The 17802-nt window shown below is 65.3% G+C and carries 20 protein-coding genes; 6 read left to right on the top strand and 14 right to left on the bottom strand.

Going from position 1 to position 17802, the window contains the following annotated elements; translation table 11 throughout:
• Positions 1 to 73 precede the first annotated feature (73 nt).
• The 4 genes from ACSQ8Y_RS06440 (at position 74) to ACSQ8Y_RS06425 (ending at position 2552) form a co-directional block, all read left to right on the top strand.
• Entirely contained in the window at positions 74 to 742 is a 669-nt protein-coding gene (locus ACSQ8Y_RS06440; protein ID WP_436265628.1) for a PAS domain-containing protein, read from the top strand.
• A 178-nt stretch (positions 743 to 920) separates the two neighbouring features.
• A complete protein-coding gene (locus ACSQ8Y_RS06435; RefSeq protein WP_436265627.1) occupies positions 921 to 1322 on the top strand; it encodes a hypothetical protein in 402 nt (133 codons plus the stop codon).
• Between the two features lie 7 nt (positions 1323 to 1329).
• Positions 1330 to 1971, top strand: a complete 642-nt coding sequence (locus ACSQ8Y_RS06430; protein WP_436265626.1) for a chromate transporter — start codon at positions 1330 to 1332, stop codon at positions 1969 to 1971.
• The gene (locus ACSQ8Y_RS06425) at positions 1968 to 2552 is read left to right on the top strand and encodes a chromate transporter (protein WP_436265625.1); all 585 of its coding nucleotides are present in this window, start codon (positions 1968 to 1970) and stop codon (positions 2550 to 2552) included. The genes ACSQ8Y_RS06430 and ACSQ8Y_RS06425 overlap by 4 nt, the downstream gene beginning before the upstream one ends.
• Before the next feature lie 56 nt (positions 2553 to 2608).
• Here ACSQ8Y_RS06425 and ACSQ8Y_RS06420 read toward each other — a convergent pair whose 3' ends face one another.
• The 8 genes from ACSQ8Y_RS06420 to ssuE all read right to left on the bottom strand — a co-directional run bounded on the left by ACSQ8Y_RS06420 (position 2609) and on the right by ssuE (position 10283).
• Entirely contained in the window at positions 2609 to 3007 is a 399-nt protein-coding gene (locus ACSQ8Y_RS06420) for a DoxX family protein (protein WP_436265624.1), read from the bottom strand.
• Positions 3008 to 3009: 2 nt separating this feature from the next.
• On the bottom strand, positions 3010 to 4794 hold the full coding sequence (locus tag ACSQ8Y_RS06415) for an amidohydrolase (RefSeq protein ID WP_436265622.1): 1785 nt from the start codon (positions 4792 to 4794) through the stop codon (positions 3010 to 3012).
• Between the two features lie 84 nt (positions 4795 to 4878).
• Positions 4879 to 5445: a YceI family protein gene (locus ACSQ8Y_RS06410; RefSeq protein ID WP_436265621.1), complete on the bottom strand. Its 567-nt coding sequence runs from the start codon at positions 5443 to 5445 to the stop codon at positions 4879 to 4881.
• A gap of 420 nt (positions 5446 to 5865) precedes the next feature.
• The gene (locus ACSQ8Y_RS06405) at positions 5866 to 6687 is read right to left on the bottom strand and encodes an ATP-binding cassette domain-containing protein (protein ID WP_436265620.1); all 822 of its coding nucleotides are present in this window, start codon (positions 6685 to 6687) and stop codon (positions 5866 to 5868) included.
• Between the two features lie 10 nt (positions 6688 to 6697).
• On the bottom strand, positions 6698 to 7507 hold the full coding sequence (gene ssuC / locus ACSQ8Y_RS06400; RefSeq protein ID WP_436265619.1) for an aliphatic sulfonate ABC transporter permease SsuC: 810 nt from the start codon (positions 7505 to 7507) through the stop codon (positions 6698 to 6700).
• 1 nt (position 7508) lies between these two features.
• Positions 7509 to 8657, bottom strand: a complete 1149-nt coding sequence (ssuD, locus tag ACSQ8Y_RS06395) for an FMNH2-dependent alkanesulfonate monooxygenase (RefSeq protein WP_436265618.1) — start codon at positions 8655 to 8657, stop codon at positions 7509 to 7511.
• An 11-nt stretch (positions 8658 to 8668) separates the two neighbouring features.
• Complete coding sequence (locus ACSQ8Y_RS06390; RefSeq protein ID WP_436265617.1) at positions 8669 to 9649, bottom strand: sulfonate ABC transporter substrate-binding protein; 981 nt, start codon at positions 9647 to 9649, stop codon at positions 8669 to 8671.
• Between the two features lie 7 nt (positions 9650 to 9656).
• Entirely contained in the window at positions 9657 to 10283 is a 627-nt protein-coding gene (gene ssuE / locus ACSQ8Y_RS06385) for an NADPH-dependent FMN reductase (protein WP_436265615.1), read from the bottom strand.
• 153 nt (positions 10284 to 10436) lie between these two features.
• Between ssuE and ACSQ8Y_RS06380 the strand changes: the two genes are divergently transcribed.
• Positions 10437 to 10823, top strand: a complete 387-nt coding sequence (locus ACSQ8Y_RS06380) for a hypothetical protein (RefSeq protein WP_436265614.1) — start codon at positions 10437 to 10439, stop codon at positions 10821 to 10823.
• A 76-nt stretch (positions 10824 to 10899) separates the two neighbouring features.
• On the opposite strand, the gene epsC is transcribed toward ACSQ8Y_RS06380, so the two are convergent.
• Positions 10900 to 11829 carry a serine O-acetyltransferase EpsC gene (gene epsC, locus ACSQ8Y_RS06375; RefSeq protein ID WP_436265613.1) on the bottom strand — a complete coding sequence of 310 codons (930 nt, stop codon included), beginning with the start codon at positions 11827 to 11829 and terminating at the stop codon, positions 10900 to 10902.
• Positions 11830 to 11987: 158 nt separating this feature from the next.
• On the opposite strand from epsC, the gene ACSQ8Y_RS06370 reads away from it, so the two are divergent.
• Positions 11988 to 13175 carry a multidrug effflux MFS transporter gene (locus ACSQ8Y_RS06370; protein WP_436265612.1) on the top strand — a complete coding sequence of 396 codons (1188 nt, stop codon included), beginning with the start codon at positions 11988 to 11990 and terminating at the stop codon, positions 13173 to 13175.
• Positions 13176 to 13182: 7 nt separating this feature from the next.
• Here the strand turns inward: ACSQ8Y_RS06370 and ACSQ8Y_RS06365 are convergent, their stop codons facing one another.
• The 5 genes from ACSQ8Y_RS06365 to ACSQ8Y_RS06345 all read right to left on the bottom strand — a co-directional run bounded on the left by ACSQ8Y_RS06365 (position 13183) and on the right by ACSQ8Y_RS06345 (position 17800).
• Complete coding sequence (locus tag ACSQ8Y_RS06365) at positions 13183 to 13434, bottom strand: hypothetical protein (protein WP_436265611.1); 252 nt, start codon at positions 13432 to 13434, stop codon at positions 13183 to 13185.
• Between the two features lie 56 nt (positions 13435 to 13490).
• Positions 13491 to 14114, bottom strand: a complete 624-nt coding sequence (locus ACSQ8Y_RS06360; RefSeq protein ID WP_436265610.1) for a helix-turn-helix transcriptional regulator — start codon at positions 14112 to 14114, stop codon at positions 13491 to 13493.
• 32 nt (positions 14115 to 14146) lie between these two features.
• On the bottom strand, positions 14147 to 15349 hold the full coding sequence (locus ACSQ8Y_RS06355) for an MFS transporter (protein ID WP_436265609.1): 1203 nt from the start codon (positions 15347 to 15349) through the stop codon (positions 14147 to 14149).
• Between the two features lie 82 nt (positions 15350 to 15431).
• Entirely contained in the window at positions 15432 to 17303 is a 1872-nt protein-coding gene (locus tag ACSQ8Y_RS06350; protein ID WP_436265608.1) for a putative bifunctional diguanylate cyclase/phosphodiesterase, read from the bottom strand.
• Positions 17297 to 17800 (bottom strand): YfiR family protein, encoded by a 504-nt coding sequence (locus tag ACSQ8Y_RS06345; protein ID WP_436265607.1) that lies wholly within the window; start codon positions 17798 to 17800, stop codon positions 17297 to 17299. The genes ACSQ8Y_RS06350 and ACSQ8Y_RS06345 overlap by 7 nt, the downstream gene beginning before the upstream one ends.
• Positions 17801 to 17802 lie beyond the last annotated feature (2 nt).

Below are 17802 nucleotides of genomic sequence, written 5' to 3'. Positions count from 1 at the left end.
GCAAGCAGATGCACGCAAGGCAGCCGCGCCAAAACGGGCGCGGTTCCATAGACGACTAGCCACGGGAATGTGCATGGACGTGAAAGAAGATAGCAGTGCTGACTGGATGATAGAAGAAGATTTGCCTGGCAGCGCGGAACCAGCCAACGCCGCCCCCGTCCTTGCGCCCTGGCGCGTCCTGATCGTCGATGACGACGTGGATGTCCACGTGGTCACCAAATTTTCCCTCAGCAATGCCTGCTTCCAGGGCCGCCGCCTGAGCTTCCTGCACGCCTACAGCGGCGACGAGGCCATGCATATCCTGCGCACCACGCCCGACGTGGCCCTGGTCCTGCTGGACGTCATCATGGAGACCAGCGAGGCGGGCCTGAAAGTGGCGCGCCAGATCCGTGACGAACTGAATAACAAGCTGGTCCGCATCGTGCTGCGCACCGGCCAGCCCGGCCAGGCGCTGGAGCACAGCATCATCCTGGACTATGACATCAACGATTTCTGGTGCAAGAGCGACCTGACCACCCGCAAGCTGTTTACCACCGTCATCTCTTCCCTGCGCGGCTACGCCAACCTGGTGGAGGGCGAGCAGCGCCTGGCCGCCGTGCAAGCCCAGCTGGACAACAGCGCCGCCTTCACGCTGGACGAACAGCAGCGCATCCTGGACCTCAACGACCTGGCCGCAAGACTGCTGGGCGCGCCCCGCGAAGAGTTGCTGGGTACCAGGCTCAACGCGACTGTCACGCGCTAAGTCGCGGATTCTGAAGCGCTTTTTCCGATATCCACAGCTCATGTGGATATCTTTGTGGATAACAGCCACTTGACAGCCCAGACAGCCCTTAGCTACGCCATTTTCTACAAACTGCCCATTCAAAAGGCAGATTTTATCCCTTTTAAAATCAATCACTTAGATCGTCAAGGAAAGCGGCGTGAAAATTTTTTTCCGCAGTTTCCTATCGTTAATCTTTGTGCATAAGTGGGCGCGGCGCCGCCAAATGGCAGCGCCGGTTCGAAACACAGGGAATGGGGGATTAATGGGAGAATTTTCGGCGCAGATCGGGGTGCAGGAGTACGCGTTCGATGACATCGGGCCGGACATTGTTGGACTTGAGATACTCTATCGCGCACAAGGTGCTGAAGCAGTTTTGCACCGCTATGCCCTTGTCGACGATCTCGCTGCAGCGCAGGTCTTGCCGCTGTTGAGGTGGCGCCAGCCCTGCGGGCCGGCTGGGAAGGGTCAAGGCATCCATCGTCATCCTTCACGGGTCGGGCGGGCTGAGAAAAGCCCGGTGAAAGGAGTATCGAACAATAAATCCCAAAGTCAAGGATAATGGCGGGATGATATCGAGCAATGTATCCACTCCCGATTCCGGTCCCCTTCCCGGCTCCGGCTCCGGCTCCGGCACCGGCCCCGCCCCTGGCGACGAGCGCCCTCGCCCCAAGTCGCTTACCGACCTCTTCGTCTCCTTCACTTTGCTCGCCCTGCAAGGCTTCGGCGGCGTGCTGGCCGTGGTGCAGCGTGAACTGGTCGAACGCAAGCGCTGGCTGACGCAAGAAGAATTCCTGGAAGAATGGGCTGTCGCCCAGCTCATGCCCGGCCCCAATGTGGTCAACCTGTCGCTGATCATCGGCGCCCGTTATTTCGGCCTGCGCGGCGCCATGGCGGCGCTGGGCGGCATGCTGGCCCTGCCCATGCTGGTGGTGCTCATGCTGGCCCTGATGCATGCCCAGTTCGCCGCCCATCCGGGCCTGCAGGGCGCGCTGCGCGGCATGGCTGCGGTGTCGGCCGGCTTGATCTCCGCAGTCGGCCTCAAGCTCGCCACGGCGCTGCGCAAGCACCCGCTGCCCCTGGCCTGGAGCTTGACCGCCGCCGCGCTCGGCGTTGCCCTGGTGGCCTATCTGCGCCTGCCGCTGGGCTACGTGCTGCTGGGCCTGGGCAGCCTGTGCTGCATCCTCACCTACCGCAGGCTCAAGCCATGACCCCGCCCATCCACATCGTCCTGAGCGTGGGCGACTGGTTCAGCCTATTCGGCCACTATATGCTGCTGTCGCTGATGTCGATCGGCGGCGCCATCTCCACCACGGCCGAGATGCACCGCTACCTGGTCGAACAGAACCACTGGCTCACGCCCGCGCAGTTCAACGATTCCATCGCCATCGCCCAGGCCGCGCCGGGGCCCAACGTGCTGTTCGTGGCGCTGATGGGATGGAATGTGGGCCTCAACGCGGGCAGCTGGACTGCCGCCGTGCTCGGCGTGGCGGTGACGATGTTCGGCATCATGCTGCCCAGCACCACGCTGACCTACCTGGCCACGCAATGGATGCACCGCAACCGCGAACGGCGCGCGGTGCGGGCTTTCAAGCAAGGCATGGCGCCGGTGGTGGTCAGCCTGCTGGTGTCGACCGGCATCATCCTGGCGACGGCCAACGCCCACACCGCCAAGGACTGGCCGCTGTGGGCCCTGTCGGCCGCCGCCGGCCTGCTGATCTGGCGCACCCGCATCCACCTGCTGTGGCTGCTGGCTGCGGGCGCGGTGCTGGGCTGGTTCCAGATCGTGTAGCGCGGGTTGGCGCCAACGCCTGTTACACGACGCTCGTAAGCCGCCAAGCGCAAACGCTAGCGCAGCTTCGCGTCCACCGAATAGCGCCCGGCGCCCGACAGCGCGATGGTGCCGAACACGATGATCAGCAACCAGCCGAACTGCCCTTCCGCAATGCTCCAGTCCGGGTGCACCAGCACCATGGACACGGCCAGCAGGAACACCACCGGCAGCGCCGCCAGCCGGGTGAACAGCCCCAGCGCGATGAGCAGCGGGCACAGCACCTCGGCAAACAGCGCGCACCACAAGGTCAGTGCACGCCCCATGCCGAGCGGATCGTCGATGTGCGCCAGTTCCTGCTGGTAATGAACCAGTTTCGGTATGCCGTGCACGTGCAGCAGCAGCGCCGCCCCGGCCACGCGGGCGAACAGCAGTCCGGCGTCCGGCGTGCTTGGACCGATAAGTCTGCGCAGCATCGTCATTTGTTCTGATACCCGCCGTAGTGCTTCACCGGGCTCCAGTCGGGCGCGACGTCAGGCGCCGGCTGCGCGTACTGCGCGAAGTCCTTGCCCGCATACACCACCTTGCCGTTGACCACGGTCAGCGCGCTTTCCAGGTTCTTGATCTGCTCGGCCGGCATGCTGAAGTAATCCTGCGGCAGGATCACCAGGTCCGCGTACTGGCCCTTGGCGAGGGTACCTTTCAGTTTTTCCTCGCCGCTCATCCAGGCACTGCCGACGGTCATCAGCTTGAGCGCCTCGTAGCGGCTGAGGATGTCCTTGGGCTGCCACAGGCTCAGGCCGCCGGCTGTCTTGCCCGTCACCGCCCAGTAGACCGACGGCCACGGGCCGTAGCTGCTGACGCGCGTGCCGTCCGTGCCCAGGCCGACCGGGACCTTCATCTCCAGCATTTTGCGGATAGGCGGCATCTGGCGCGTCTGCGCTCCGTATTGTTTCCAATACAGTTCACCCTGGAAATACATCCTGTCCTGCACGGCGATGCCGCCGCCCAGCGCCTTCACGCGCGCAAGCTGGGCATCGCTGATGGTCTCGGCGTGGTCGAAGAACCAGCGCAAGCCCTGCAGCGGCATTTCCTTGTTGACCTTTTCGATCACGGCCAAGTCGCGGTCGATCGATTCGCCGTAGGTGGCGTGGATGCGGAAGGGCCAGCGGTTCTTGACCAGCAGGCGCAGCACCGCTTCCAGTTCGCCTTCCATGTGCGCCGGCATATCCGGGCGCGGCTCCAGGAAATTCTCGAAGTCGGCCGCGCTCCACACCAGGTTTTCGCCCGCCCCTTCGGTGGTGTAGCCGTTCGCATAAAACATGTGCTGGTTGCTGTCGGGCTTGGCGAGCGTCAGCCAGCGCTGGTAGTCCTCCAGCTCCTTGCCCGGCTTTTGCGCAAACAGGTAGTAGGACGTGCGCACGGTCAGCTTGCCGTCCTTGGCCAGCTCCACGCTGACAGCGTAGTCGTCCGGGAAGTTCTGGCCGCCGCCGCCCGCGTCGATGGCGCTGGTCACGCCCAGGCGGTTCAGCTCGCGGTAGTAATGGATGGTGGAATTGAGCTGCTGCTCGCGCGGCAGCACATTGGTCTTGCCCAGCGTGGTGTACAGGATCAGCGCGTTCGGTTTGGCGATCAGCTTGCCGGTCGGCTTGCCGGCCGCGTCCAGCTCCACCACGCCGTCCTTGAACTTGGTGTCCTTGTCATAGCCCAGGGTCTGTATGCCCTTCTGGTTCAGGAAGCCCAGGCCGTACAGATACAGCAGGAAGACCGGCTTGTCCGGCACTGCCGCGTTGATCTCTTCCAGCGTCGGCAGGCGCTTCTCCTCGAACTGAAACTCGTTCCAGCCGCCGACCACCTTGATCCAGGCGCCCTCGGGCGTGCGCGCGGCCTGCTCCTTGAGCATCTCCAGCGCCTTCTTCAGCGACGTCACGCCGTCCCAGCGCAGCTCGGCGTTATAGTTCAAGCCCTCGCGGATGACGTGCAGGTGCGAATCGTTCAGGCCGGGGATGACGGTGCGGCCGCCGGCGTCGATCACTTGCGTGTTGGCCGATTTCAGTTTGAGGATCTGGGCATTGCTGCCGACGGCTTCAATCTTGCCGTCTTTCATGGCCACCGCCTGGGCAAAACTGCCCGGCTTGACCATGGTGGCGACCTTGCCGTTGGTGATGATGAGGTCGGCCGCGTGGGCCGAGGCCGGGCCCGCCGCGAAAAAGGCGGCCGACAATGCGGCGGGCAGCACCAGCCTGGTGAATACCGGATTCATGTTGTAGTCCTTGCGTTATAGGGCACATCAAAAATGGCGGCCGGCCGGCACTGCTTGCTACTCTTTACGACTAATTTACTGCAATTACTCTTTGACGGCTTCGACAGCGAAGGTCAGCGTGACTTCATCGCCGACGTAGGGAGCGTATTTGCCGGCGTTGAAGTCCGAACGCAGCACCTTGGCGACAGCGTTGGCGCCGCAGGCATCCTTCTTCAGCATCGGGTGCGGCATGCACTGGAAGGACGTCACGGTCAGGGTCACCGGCTTGGTCACGCCCTTGATGGTCAGATTGCCTTCCACCGAAGCCAGCTTGTCGCCGGCGAAGTTCACCTTGGTCGACTTGTAGGTGATAGTGGGGAACTTGGCCGTATCGAAGAAGTCCTCGCCCTGGATGTGGGTATTAAACAGCGGGAAGCCGGTATCGACCGATTTCGCATCGATGGTCACGTCCACGGAACCCGATTTCGCTGCCTTGTCGATCACGATGGTGCCGGTGGTCTTGTCGAAGCGGCTCAGTTGGGTCGAATAACCGAAGTGCGAGTACTCGAAGCGCGGGAAAGTGTGCGCGCCATCGATCACATAGGTTTCCGGCGCAGCGGTGGCGGCCATGGACATGCCAGCGGCGATCAGCAGAGCAACGATTTTTTTCATAGTAATTCTCCAGTCAAAACGATTTATCAGGACGGGCAAGACGCCCGGACTCTTTGTGAATGGAGCCGATTATGCGCCGGGACAATTCGATTGTAAAACGGAAAATATACCGGTTTACTATCGAAAAAATCGATCATGCCGCGCAACTGAAAGATCATTGAGACGAAGTGTACCGTCAGTATCCCGCGCCGCCCATCTGCCAAAGGGCTGGGGTCGAAAGGGCTGAGGTCAGGCGGGCGCGCCGAGCCCTGGGGTCGGGCCTGCATTCCTGCATTTCTCATCTCCAGCTTGGCACTGCGAGGCTTGCATGTGCATGATTGCAGGCCTGACCCCAGCAGCTCAAATGAGGCTGCACGCCGGCCGCCGCCTGACGAGGTCGCTTCGAATGGCACGATTGCAGGCCTGGCCCCAACCCTGGGGTCAGGCCTGCAATCGTGCATTATCACGCAACAATCGGGAGAGGATGCGCTGTTCCAGGGCGGCGAAGGCGGGGGTGGCGCGCGCTTTGGCGCGAGGGCGCGGGAGCTCGATCGCGACATCGAGCGCCACGGTTCCCTCTTCGATCAGCAGGACGCGGTCGGCCAAAGCCACCGCTTCGGCGACGTCGTGCGTCACCAATACTGCCGTGAAGCCGCGCGCCAGCCACAACGATTCGATCAACTGCTGCATTTCGATCCGCGTCAGCGCGTCGAGCGCGCCCAGGGGCTCGTCGAGGAGCAGTACTTGCGGCTGGTGCACCAGCGCGCGCGCCAGCGCCACCCGCTGCTTCTGGCCGCCGGACAGCGCGGACGGCCAGTCGTCGGCGCGCTCACCCAGGCCGACCGTGGACAAGGCCGCCGCGCCCGCATTCAAGGCATGCTGCAAACCGAGGGCGACGTTCTCCAGCACCGTCTTCCACGGCAGCAGCCGCGATTCCTGGAACATGATGCGCAAGTCGACCTCGCCGCCATCGCCCAGCGTAATCGCGCCGCCATCGGGAAGCTCCAGCCCCGCCAGCGCGCGCAGCAAAGTGCTCTTGCCACAGCCGCTGCGTCCCACCACGGCGACGAATTCACCCGCCTTCAAATGCAGGCTGACGCCGCGCAGTACCTGCCGCGCACCGTAGGCCTTGTCCAGGTCCGCTATGGTGACCGGCACGCCGTGGCGTCCCGGCACGCCGCGCGCATGCGGGCGCTGCGCCTCCCTCGCCTTCGGCGTGTGGGCAAATAATTCGGATTCCGCCTGAGTCGTCGCGAGCAGCATGGCCTTCCTTTCAGTAATAAGCAGGATTCCAGCGCAGGAAATGCTTCTCCATCGCGCGCGATGCCAGGTCGGCCAGTTTGCCGAGCGAGGCGTACAGCAATATGCCGACCAGCACCACGTCGGTCTGCAGAAACTCGCGCGCATTCATCGTCATATAGCCGATGCCCGCCTGCGCCGAAATGGTTTCGGCCACGATCAGCAGCACCCACACCAGCCCCAGGGAAAAACGCACGCCGACCAGTATCGAGGGCAACGCCGCCGGCAGCACCACGTCGCGGTACAGCGGCCAGCCGGTCAGGCCGTAGCTGCGCGCCATTTCCACCAATTGCGGATCGGTCGACCGGATACCGTGGAAGGTGTTCAGGTACACCGGAAAGAACACGCCCACCGCCAGCAGGAACAACTTGGCTGTTTCATCGATGCCGAACCACAGGATGACCAGCGGGATCAGCGCCAGCGCGGGGATGTTGCGTATCATCTGCAACGTGGTGTCGAGCAGCGTCTCGGCGCGGCGGAAGCTGCCTGTGAATAAACCCAGAGCCAGTCCCGCTCCCGCTCCGATGGCGAAACCGCTACCTGCGCGCCACAGGCTGGTTCTCAGGTGCGTCCACAGCTCGCCGGACTCTGCCAGCGTCCAGAAGGCGCGCGCCACCGACCACGGTTCCGGCAGCACGCGGCTCGACAGCAAGCCCATGCGCGCCGACAGTTCCCACAGCAGCAGCAGCGCCGTCGGCAGCAACCAGGGCGCCAGCGGCGGCAAGGCTGCCGCCTGCGCCGAGGACGTAGCTGAAGAAACGCTTGGCGCCTCGCCGCGCGCCATATCAGGCCGCCTTCTTAGGCAGGATATCGCTGGCCATGACTTCGCCGAACGGGCCGCTCAGCGACTGTACACTGGCTGCCTTGCCCTTGCCCAGCAGCGGGAACAGCAGCTCGGCGAAGCGGTACGATTCCTCCAGGTGCGGATAGCCGGAGAAGATGAAGGTGTCAATGCCGAGCTCCGCATACTCCTGAATGCGCGCATGCACCGTCTCAGCGTCCCCCACCAGCGCCGTGCCCGCGCCGCCGCGCACCAGGCCCACGCCCGCCCACAGGTTGGGCGACACCTCCAGCTTGTCGCGCCGGCCACCGTGCAGCTCGGCCATGCGGCGCTGCCCCACCGAATCCATCTTGCCGAAGGCAGCCTGCGCTTTGGCGATCACGTCGTCGTCCAGGTGGCTGATCAATTCCTCGGCCGCGCGCCATGCCGCCTCGTTTGTCTCCCGCACGATCACATGCAGCCGGATGCCGAAACGCACCGTGCGGCCATGCCTGGCGGCGCGCGCGCGGATGTCGGCGATCTTTTCCGCCACCGCCGCCGGCGGCTCGCCCCACGTCAGGTAGACATCCATCTGCTCCGCCGCCAGCTCGTGCGCCGGTTCGGACGAACCACCGAAGTACAGCGGAGGATAGGGCTTCTGCACCGGCGGATACAGCGTGCGCGCCCCCTTCACCTGGATATGCTTGCCCTCGAAATCGTAGCCCGCGTCGCCGCCCTCCCCGGACAGCGATGCGCGCCACACGCGGATGAATTCATCCGAAATCTCGTAGCGCTTGGCGTGGTCGGCGAACAAGCCGTCCGCCTCCAGCTCCGCCTGGTCGCCGCCGGTGACGACGTTGATCAGCAGGCGGCCATTGGACAGTCGGTCGAACGTGGACGCCATGCGCACCGCCAGCCCCGGTGTGGACAAGCCCGGCCGCACCGCCACCAGGAACTTCAGCTTCCTGGTCGCGTTGATCAGCGACGACGCCACCACCCACGCATCCTCGCAGGAGCGCCCGGTCGGCAGCAGCACGCCGTCGTAGCCCAGGGTGTCGGCCGCCACGGCCACCTGCTGCAGATATTCGGCATCGACGGCCCGCCCGCCGTTCGAGGTGCCGAGATAGCGGCTGTCGCCGTGGGTCGGAATAAACCAGAAAATATTCAACGGCATATCCATTCCTTTCAGAGTTTGTAAGGCAGCAGCGCATCCTTGACCGCTATCGGCCTCGGGATCAGCTTCAGGGCTGCAAAGGCGTCCGCCACCTTCTGCTGCGCGGCGATCACTTCCGGCGTCACGGCTCTCACCCCGTAGGCATAGCGCGACGCAGCCAGTTCCACCACGCCGCTATCGAGGCCGGTCTGCACGGACAGGATGGCGGCCACTTCCTTCTGGTTCTTCAGCCCCCACTCATCGACGGCGGCCAGCTCCTCGATGACGATGCGGACTATTTCCGGATGCTTCTCCGCATACGGCCTGGCAGCCAGGTAAAACTGGTGGTTGGCGACCAGCCCGGTGCCGTCCAGCAGCACGCGTGCGCCGAGCTGCTTCTCGGCGGCAGCCAGGAAGGGATCCCAGATGACCCAGGCGTCCACGCTGCCGCGCTCGAACGCGGCGCGTGCATCGGCCGGCGGCAGGAACACCACGTCCACGTCCTTGTAGGCCAGGCCCGCCTTCTCCAAGGCCTTCACCAGCAGATAGTGCACGTTGGAGCCCTTGTTGAGCACGATCTTCTTTCCCTTCAGATCCGCCAGGCTGCGCGCCCGGGAATCCTTGCGCACGACGATGGCCTCGCTCGATGGCGACGGCGGCTCGTTGCCGACATAGACCAGATTGGCGCCCGCAGCCTGCGCGAAGATGGGCGGCGCTTCGCCAACCGTGCCGAAGTCGATGCTGCCCACATTCAGGCCTTCGAGCAGCACCGGGCCGGCAGGGAACTCCGTCCATTTCACGTCCACACCTTTCGAGGCGAGGCGCTTCTCCAGCGTACCACGCCCTTTCAATAGCGTCAGCGTGCCGTATTTCTGGTAGCCGATGCGTAGCACCGGCCTGGCCTGCGCCCGCCCCAGGGCGGGCAGGCCGGCCGCAGCGATGCCAGTGGCACCGGCGAACAACAGGCCGATGGTGCGGCGGCGCGCGTTGCGCTTGTCTGCGAATTGGCTCATATTTTCCTTATGCGGCTTGGATGGATGGGGTGTAAGGATGATCCTGCAGCGAACGCACCGGCGCGGCCTGCGCGGCCGCCGCCGTTGCCACCAGCCGCGCCTGCTGCGGCGGCGCCAGCGCAGCCGCCAGTTCATCGACGCCGGCCGCAACGCGCGCGGCGATCGGCGCTGCCAGCGACAGCCCTTCCTCGTCGTGCCACTCCAGCTGCTGCGTCGTCGCATAAATGCCGGTCAACACCTGCCTGGCGGCCAGCGCGTGCAGCACCGGCCGCAGCGCATAGTCCAGCGCCAGCATGTGGGACTGGCTGCCGCCCGTCGCGATCGGCAGGATCACCTTGCCCGCCAGGCCATCTTGCGGCAGCAAATCGAGGAAGGTTTTCAGCAGGCCGGAGTACGAGGCCTTGTAGATGGGCGTGGCGATCACGATGGCGTGCGCCGCCGCCACCGCGCCGATGGCCCGCCTGATGGCGGCGTCCGCGCCATCGCCGAGCAGCAGGGCCCGCGGCGGCAGGTCCCTGACATGGACGCGCTGGTAGCGGTGGCCTTGCGCGGCCAGCTTTTCGCCGATGTGCAGCAGCAGCCTGCTGGAACTGGATGGGACCGAAGGACTGCCGCCTAGAAGCAGGATGCTCATATTGATCTCTCCGCGTTGGATGGTTTTATCCAGACTACGACCGTCCGCCTGAAAGCAGAACGAATCGTTTCACGCATCGATATGCGAATTTCCACGCATGACGTTTCCGCATATGCAAAAACGCAATCGTTCGTGTACGAGGAGGGAGAGCCGATGCAATACTGGACGCCGGCAAGGCTTACGCCTCCCAAGGGCGGCCTGTTCCACGCCGTCAAAAGGTGTCGTTGGACGACGCGAAGGAGAATTTCCCGCCAGATCGGCAAGATCGGCGCAGGCAAGTCCACCCTGCCGCGTCTGTTGCTGGAGCGGCCCGACAGCGGCAGCGTCACCGTGGACGACCACAAGCTGGCGGTGTTGAACAAGCGTGAACTGCGCGAAGCGCGCTCCCAAAAAAAACTGCACGAATGCAGGCTCGACCCCACCCCTGGGGTCGAGCCTGCATTCGTGCAGGTACAAGCAACCTCATCAGAACGCGTTCAGCGTCCAGCCTCGTTCCGATCGCCGGGGTCGGGCCTGCATTCATGCATATGCATGCCGTAAGGTGTCAATCCAGAGGCCAAAATCACATGAATGCAGGCCCGACCCCAGGTGCCCGACCCCAGGTGCCCCAGGTGTTCTAGCGGCAGTCGTTGCGCATCTGGGCTTGGGAGACGTTGCTCTCCGGCGGGACGCTTTGCGTCAGCCAGACGTTGCCGCCTATGGTCGAGCCGGCGCCTATCGTGATGCGGCCCAGGATCGTCGCGCCGGCGTAGATCACCACGTCGTCTTCCACGATGGGATGGCGCGGCGTGCCTTTGATCAGCGCGCCGCTGGCGTCGGCCGGGAAACGCTTGGCGCCCAGCGTGACGTGCTGGTACAGCCGCACGCGCTGACCCAGGATCGCGGTCTCGCCGATCACCACGCCGGTGCCATGGTCAACGAAGAAGCTGGCGCCGATCTGCGCGGCCGGGTGGATGTCCACGCCGGTCTTGGAATGCGCAATGTCGCAGATCAGGCGCGCAATGAAGGGCGCTCCCAGCCTGTGCAGCGAGTGCGCCAGCCGGTAGTGCAAAATGGCGATCGTGCCCGGGTAGCACAGCATGATTTCGGCCACCGACGTCGCCGCCGGATCACCCGCGAACGCGGCCTGCACGTCCGATACCAGCAAGGCGCGGATGGCCGGCAGCCCCGCCGCGAACTCGCGCGTGATGTGGCGCGCCTGCTCGGTCAGCGCTTCCTCGCTGCTGTCCTTCGACAGCTCGGAGAACAGCAGCCCGCGCCGCACCTGCTCGGTGAGCCGGTTCAGCGTCGTGTTCAGTGTGTCGCCGACAAAGTAGTCGATGCTCTCGTCGGTCAGGTTCGGCCGGCCATAATGGGTCGGGAACAGCACGGCGGACAGGCCGTTGACGATGGTGGTCAGCGCCTCGCGCGACGGCAGCTCGCGTACCCGCCCCTGGTGGCGGATGTTGTGCGTCGCTTCGCGCGATATGCGCAGCTGCTCGATCACCGGTCCCAGGTTCCAGTGCGCAGGGCGCACGCCGGCGGCGTCGTAAGTGTCGATAGTCATGGCATCTCGAATAACATTGTTTTCGCGTGGAGGTCGAGCTTACTCAGCCCTCCCCGTAAAACGAAGGAATTATTTCGCCGATTGATATGCGGAATCCGCATATCGATATATCGGCGCGCGTGGCGTAGAATGGCGCTCCAGGTAACATTAACCGATCTATGAATATTCTGCTGACACTGCTCCTGGCCGGCCTGACCATGGTCGGCCCGCTCGCCATCGACACCTACCTCCCGTCCTTCCCGGCGATCGCCGTAGCTTTCGACGCAAGCCCCATCGCCATCCAGCAAACCCTCAGCCTGTTCCTGTTCTGCTTTGCCTTCATGATGCTGTTCTACGGCACCATGTCCGATTCCTTCGGCCGCCGCCCCGTCATCCTGGTGTCGCTGGTGATCTACGTGGCCGCCTCGGTGGGCGCCGCGCTCGCGCCGTCCTTCGGCGTGCTGCTGGCCTGCCGCGTGCTGCAGGGATTGTCCTCGGGCGCCGGCATGGTGGTCGGCCGCGCCATCGTGCAGGACCGCTACGCCGGCGCCGAGGCGCAGAAAATCATGTCGCACGTGATGATGGTGTTCGGTCTGGCGCCGGCCCTCGCCCCCATCCTCGGCGGCTGGCTGCAAGTGTCCTTCGGCTGGCGCTCCATCTTCTGGTTCCTGACCGGATTCGGCATCCTGATGTATGTCGCGGTGCTGCGCGCGCTGCCGGAAAGCCTGCCGCAGAAGGACCGCCACCCCTTCCACGCCGGCGTGATCGCGGCCAATTACTGGAAGGTGCTGTGCCACCGCCAGTTCCTGCTGCTGTCGGTCAGCGTGGGCATGGCTTTCGGCGGCTTCGCGCTGTATATCGGCTCGGCAGCCTACTTCGTGATGAATATCCTGCACTTGCCGGAGACCGCTTTCGCCTGGCTGTTCTTCCCGCTGATCAGCGGTTCGGTGGTCGGTTCGGCGCTGTCGGGCAAACTTGCCAAGCGCTACTCGCAGAGCGCGCAGATCTGGGCCAGCTACGCCATCATGGGCGCGGCGGGTGCCGCCAACATGGCCTATAACTATGTGTTCGCGGCCGAAGTGCCATGGGCCGTGCTGCCCTTGTTCGTGTATTCGTTCGCGCTGGCGGTCGCCATGCCGCCGATGACGCTGACCGCGCTGAACCACTTCCCCAACAACAGCGGGCTGGCTTCGTCGATGCAGTCCTTCATCCAGATGATTTTGTTCGCGCTGACTTCAGGCGTGGTCGCGCCGCTGCTGTTCGACAGCGCCTTCAAGCTGGCGTGCGGTGTGATGGCCGGCCTGGTGATCAGCTTCGCCGCCTGGGTCGTGGCCCAGCACGGCGAACAGATTCCGGCGCAAGCCTAGCCCGCGCTCAGGGCCAGGGCGCAGGCGTGACTTCGATGTACTGCGCGCCACCCTGCTCCGGCTCGGCCTCGGCAGGCGCGGACAGACGGGCCTCGCGCGCCAGCCCCAGCCCGAGGATTTCCTTGCGGCCCTCGACGAAGTCGGACGTGGACAGCGGGTGCTCCTTGTCCGGCCAGTTCGCGATGGCCCATTGCTGCACTTCCTCATAGCGCCGCCATACCTCGTCAATGAATTGGCGCCTCGCCTGTTCGTCCAGCATTGCCGCTCTCCCGTCAGATGATCGTTGCCAGCCAGTGTACGCCAGCCCGCGCGCCGCTAGCGCACCGGACGGATCACGTAGACGCAGCGGCGGGCGCCGGACAGCAGATGCTCGGCGCGCTCGACTTCGCAGCCCTCGCCCAGCACGCGCTGGAACACCTGCAGCTCGGAGCGGCAAAAGCCCTGGCAGCTGGTGGCGGCGGCGCAGATGGGACAATGGTTCTCGATCAGCAGATGGCTGCCGTCGGGCTGCTCTTCGCTTTCAGCCATATAGCCTTCGGCGTCGCGCGCCTGCGCCAGGGCGCGCACGCGTCCAGCCAGCGCATCGGCCGCCGCCAGCGCGTCCGCGTAGGCCGCCTCGCTTTCCTTCTCGCGCGCGGCGATCAGCTTGTCCAGCCCCACTTCGCCGAACAGTGCGCGCACCTGGCTGATCATCTGCAGCGTGAGGTCGGCATGGCGGTCCGGGAAGCGGGCGTGGCCCGCCTCTGTCAGATGCCAGCGGCGCGACGGGCGGCCCACCTTGTCGGCCACATCCTCGAAACCGGCCAGCCCCTTCTCCTGCGCGGATTCGAGCTGGCGCCGGGCCCCCATCGAGGTCAGCTCCAGCAGTTCAGCCAGCTTCTGCGCGGTTTGCGGACCGCGCGTCTTGAGCAGAAAAAGTACCTTGTCGGCGGTGTTCATTCTTTGTCTTTCACGGGGCGCTTACGGTGCGGTCATGGTGCGGTCATGGGCAGGCGCAGACGCCAGGCCTGCAGATTCCAGCCAGCCCAGGCACTCAACACGGCACCCAGCAGCAGGACCCAACGCGTGTCGATCAGCGTCAGCACCGAGCCGGCCAGCGCCATCAGTATATTCGCCAGGCAGAAAGTCGTCGACAGCAGGCCCATGACGGCGCCTTGGCCATGCGCGCCGAAGCGCCCTGCCGCCCAATTCTGCACCACGGCGTTGTAGAAGGAATTGGGCACGCCGAACAGCACGATCCCCACCATGCCCACCCACAGATTGCCCAGCGCGACCAGCGCCACCGCGGCCGCCAGACCGAAGGCATGCCAGGCGGCGCGCTGCAGCGGCTCAACGGCACTGGGGCGGCCCGAGAACAGCGACGACAGCGTCATCAAGCCGCACAGGGCGACATTGATGGCGGCAATGCCTTGCGCATCGTAACGCCCCACTTCCACCAGCCACAATGGATAGAACTCGTAGAACGCCGTCACGCCGCAGGTGAAGGCCAGCTGTATCCTGAACAGCGTGCGCAACTCCCCGTGCTTGAGCAGGTTGAGGGAATGGCGGTCGCGCGCCACGTGCCACCAGGACGTGGTCAGCGTGGATGGCGCTTCGCGCGGCATCGCCAGCGCCACCAGCAAGGCCACCAGCAGCAGCGCGGCGGCGGCGATCCAGAACGGCACCGTCAGGCCGAAGCCCACCGTCAGGCCGCCCAGCAGCGGCCCGGCCAGCCAGCCGAAATGGAAGGCGCCGTTCAGCCAGCCAAGCGCGCGGGCGCGCAAATCGCCATCGAGGCGCTCGGCCAGCATGGCGCGCGCCACCGCGCCGTTCCCTTCCAGCAGGCCGGTGACGAAGCGCGCGGCCAGGAACAGCGGATAGGACTCGGCCATCATCGCGCCGGCAGTGAGCGCATGACCGACGGCGGCGCCGGCGGCGCTGGCGAGCAGCACCGGGCGGCGGCCGTAGCGGTCGGACAGCGCGCCCAGCACGGCAGAGCCGATCAGCAAGCCGAGCGGATTGACCAGCAAGGCCACGCTGAACAAGAGCTTGGGAGGCAAGCCGAGGAACTGGTTCAGCCCGGACTCGGCACCGGACGCGAACAGCGGCGGCAGGATGGGATAGGCCAGCGAAGCGCCCACCGTGGACAGCAAGGCCAGCATGCAGGCGGACGCAATCAGGATCGCATTTTTCATGGTCGTCGTATCAGTATCGATGTGGCTTCAATATACCGACGGCCCATAAATAAGTAAACTTAATTGTTTACTTAACCCCGGATCAGCTCGCGCCCACAATCTCCATCAGCGCGGCCGCCGGCATCGGCCGGCCCAGCAGATAGCCTTGCGCATAGGTGCAGCCGGCGCGCTGCAGCCATTCCAGCTGCTCGCGGTTCTCCACGCCTTCGGCCACCACGGTCAGGTGGAAGTCCTGTGCCAGCGAGATCACGGCGCTGACGATGGTGCTGCCTTCGCCCGGCAGCGACTGCAGGAAGCTGCGGTCGATCTTAAGCTGGTTGATGGGGAAGGACTGCAAATATGCAAGCGACGAATAGCCGGTGCCGAAATCGTCGATCGACAGGCGCACGCCCAGCGTGCGGGCGGCGCGCATGAATTGCACCGCCGCGTCGACATCTTCCATCAGCACGCTCTCGGTCAATTCCAGTTCCAGCAGCGCGGGCGGCAAGCCGCTGCGCTCCAGCGCGCGCAGCACGTCGTCCAGGAAGTCTTTTTCGCGCAGCTGGCGGGCCGACACGTTGACGGCCACGCTGAGCGGTGCGCCGTTCTCGCCCTCGCCCGTCCGCTGCCAGGTCGCGGCATCGGCGCAAGCGCGTTCCAGCACCCAGCGCCCCAGCGCGACGATCAGGCCGCTGTCTTCCGCCACCGGGATAAACTCGGCCGGGGAGATGAAACCATGGACCGGGTGGCGCCAGCGCAGCAGCGCCTCGGCGCCCACCATGCGCTCGCTGGCGCAGTCGAATTGCGGCTGGTAGTGCACCTGCAGCTCGCTGCTGGCCATGGCGGCGCGCAGGTCGCGCTCCAGCTGGGCGCGGCGTTGCGTCTGCATCGTCATCTCGGGGATGAACTCGGCCATGCGGTTGCGGCCGGTCTGCTTGGCATGGTACAGCGCAGTATCGGCACTGGTCACGAGCTCGCCGATTTCGACGGCATCGTCCGGGAACAGGCACAAGCCCACGCTGGCGGTGGCGAACACTTCGCTGCCGCCGATCTGGAACGGTGCGCGCAGCGCCTCCGTGACATGCTGCGCGATGGCGCGCGCCTGATCGCGCCCTTCCACCGGCGAGGCGATGATGGCGAATTCGTCGCCGCCGATGCGGCTGACCACGTCCTCGCTACGCACAGCGGAACGCACCACGCAAGCCACCTGGCGCAGCAACTCGTCGCCCGCCGCGTGGCCGGCCGTGTCGTTGACCATCTTGAAATTATCCAGGTCGATCAGCAGCAGCGCGAGCTGGCCGCCGCTGCCGCGCCGGTCGGCCAGCGCCTGCTCCAGCATGCGGTAGCTGGCGCGCCGGTTCGGCAGCGCCGTCACCGGATCGGTATAGGCCAGGTAATCGAGCTCGCGTTCGGCCGCCTCCACCCGCGCGCTGGTGCGCCGCACCAGCAATTGCGCCAGCAGCAGCGCGCCCAGCGAGGCCAGCACCAGCAGGCCGACGTAGCGCACCATGGCATTGCGCACGCCGTCGGTGCCATGCACCAGCACCACCTTGCCCAGCTTGGCCGCGCGGTAGGCGACGGGCGCTTGCACGCGCACCTCGCTATACCAGCTGTAGGATGTCGGGGCGGCGGCAGGTGTCCAGCCGTCCGTGCTGTACTGGGCGAACAGCACGCCGTGCTGGTCATAGACGGCCACCCAGCGGAAAAACGGCGCAGAGCGCAGGGAGCGCAAGGTGTCGCCCGCAGCTTCGCGGTCGCCGAACATCAGCGGCGCGGCCAGGTTGTCGGCCACGATGGCGGCCTGCACTTTCGCCTCGTGCTGCAGCGCCTGGTGCAAGGACAGCACCTGGTACACCAGCAGGATGACCCCGGCCACGATCAGCGCCGACACCACGGCCGCCAGCTGGCCGGCGCCGAGCAGCGCAGTCAGGCCGCCGGGACGCCTGGATTGCTTGGGCGCGCGCGTTTTCACCATACATTCCTCGCCAGGCGCAGCAGCCGCGAACTGAATTTCAGGCCAAGGCGGGCCGCCTCGCGCGTATCGATGTCGAAGCGCACATGCTGGTCCTCGTCGACCAGCGTGACGGCGGCAGCGGATTTCCCGGCCTTGCCGCCGTCGGCCACGTAGAGCACGCCGGCGCCGTCCATGGGCCGCGGCAGCGGTAATTCGCCGGCGAAGATGACGATGTCGCAGGCGCGTGGCGCTGCGCCCGGCTCGAACAGGGTCCAGGTCCGGCCGTTGACGGCTTTGCCTTCAAGCTGGCGCAGGCTTTCCCAGAACGGCAGCGTGGGCCGCGCGCACACGGTCAGGCTGCGCTCGGCCGCCACGCCGGCCGGCACGGCCGGCCACGTGGTGAACATCGCGATATTGTAGATATAAGCCGCCTTCAGCGCGTTCACCTGCACTTGCGCATGGCACAGGGGCGCCAGCAGCAAGGCCAGGAGAAAACACGGGAGGCGGACGGGCAGCATGG

Source organism: Pseudoduganella sp. LjRoot289, from assembly GCF_964252925.1.
Taxonomy (GTDB): domain Bacteria; phylum Pseudomonadota; class Gammaproteobacteria; order Burkholderiales; family Burkholderiaceae_D; genus Rugamonas.
The sequence above is the reverse complement of the archived record's forward strand: the minus strand, read 5'-3'. Positions and strand labels throughout refer to the sequence as shown.

Bases quoted from the DNA above. Each gene is read 5' to 3' on its own strand.
- ACSQ8Y_RS06365 (WP_436265611.1), bottom strand. From the start codon at position 13,434: ATGCTGGACGAACAGGCGAGGCGCCAATTCATTGACGAGGTATGGCGG.
- ACSQ8Y_RS06430 (WP_436265626.1), top strand. From the start codon at position 1,330: ATGATATCGAGCAATGTATCCACTCCCGATTCCGGTCCCCTTCCCGGC.
- ACSQ8Y_RS06390 (WP_436265617.1), bottom strand. From the start codon at position 9,649: ATGAGCCAATTCGCAGACAAGCGCAACGCGCGCCGCCGCACCATCGGC.
- ACSQ8Y_RS06345 (WP_436265607.1), bottom strand. From the start codon at position 17,800: ATGCTGCCCGTCCGCCTCCCGTGTTTTCTCCTGGCCTTGCTGCTGGCG.
- ACSQ8Y_RS06360 (WP_436265610.1), bottom strand. From the start codon at position 14,114: ATGAACACCGCCGACAAGGTACTTTTTCTGCTCAAGACGCGCGGTCCG.
- ACSQ8Y_RS06420 (WP_436265624.1), bottom strand. From the start codon at position 3,007: ATGCTGCGCAGACTTATCGGTCCAAGCACGCCGGACGCCGGACTGCTG.
- epsC (WP_436265613.1), bottom strand. From the start codon at position 11,829: ATGACTATCGACACTTACGACGCCGCCGGCGTGCGCCCTGCGCACTGG.
- ACSQ8Y_RS06350 (WP_436265608.1), bottom strand. From the start codon at position 17,303: ATGGTGAAAACGCGCGCGCCCAAGCAATCCAGGCGTCCCGGCGGCCTG.
- ACSQ8Y_RS06370 (WP_436265612.1), top strand. From the start codon at position 11,988: ATGAATATTCTGCTGACACTGCTCCTGGCCGGCCTGACCATGGTCGGC.
- ssuD (WP_436265618.1), bottom strand. From the start codon at position 8,657: ATGCCGTTGAATATTTTCTGGTTTATTCCGACCCACGGCGACAGCCGC.
- ACSQ8Y_RS06415 (WP_436265622.1), bottom strand. From the start codon at position 4,794: ATGAATCCGGTATTCACCAGGCTGGTGCTGCCCGCCGCATTGTCGGCC.
- ACSQ8Y_RS06355 (WP_436265609.1), bottom strand. From the start codon at position 15,349: ATGAAAAATGCGATCCTGATTGCGTCCGCCTGCATGCTGGCCTTGCTG.
- ACSQ8Y_RS06440 (WP_436265628.1), top strand. From the start codon at position 74: ATGGACGTGAAAGAAGATAGCAGTGCTGACTGGATGATAGAAGAAGAT.
- ssuE (WP_436265615.1), bottom strand. From the start codon at position 10,283: ATGAGCATCCTGCTTCTAGGCGGCAGTCCTTCGGTCCCATCCAGTTCC.
- ACSQ8Y_RS06410 (WP_436265621.1), bottom strand. From the start codon at position 5,445: ATGAAAAAAATCGTTGCTCTGCTGATCGCCGCTGGCATGTCCATGGCC.
- ACSQ8Y_RS06405 (WP_436265620.1), bottom strand. From the start codon at position 6,687: ATGCTGCTCGCGACGACTCAGGCGGAATCCGAATTATTTGCCCACACG.
- ACSQ8Y_RS06425 (WP_436265625.1), top strand. From the start codon at position 1,968: ATGACCCCGCCCATCCACATCGTCCTGAGCGTGGGCGACTGGTTCAGC.
- ACSQ8Y_RS06380 (WP_436265614.1), top strand. From the start codon at position 10,437: ATGCAATACTGGACGCCGGCAAGGCTTACGCCTCCCAAGGGCGGCCTG.
- ssuC (WP_436265619.1), bottom strand. From the start codon at position 7,507: ATGGCGCGCGGCGAGGCGCCAAGCGTTTCTTCAGCTACGTCCTCGGCG.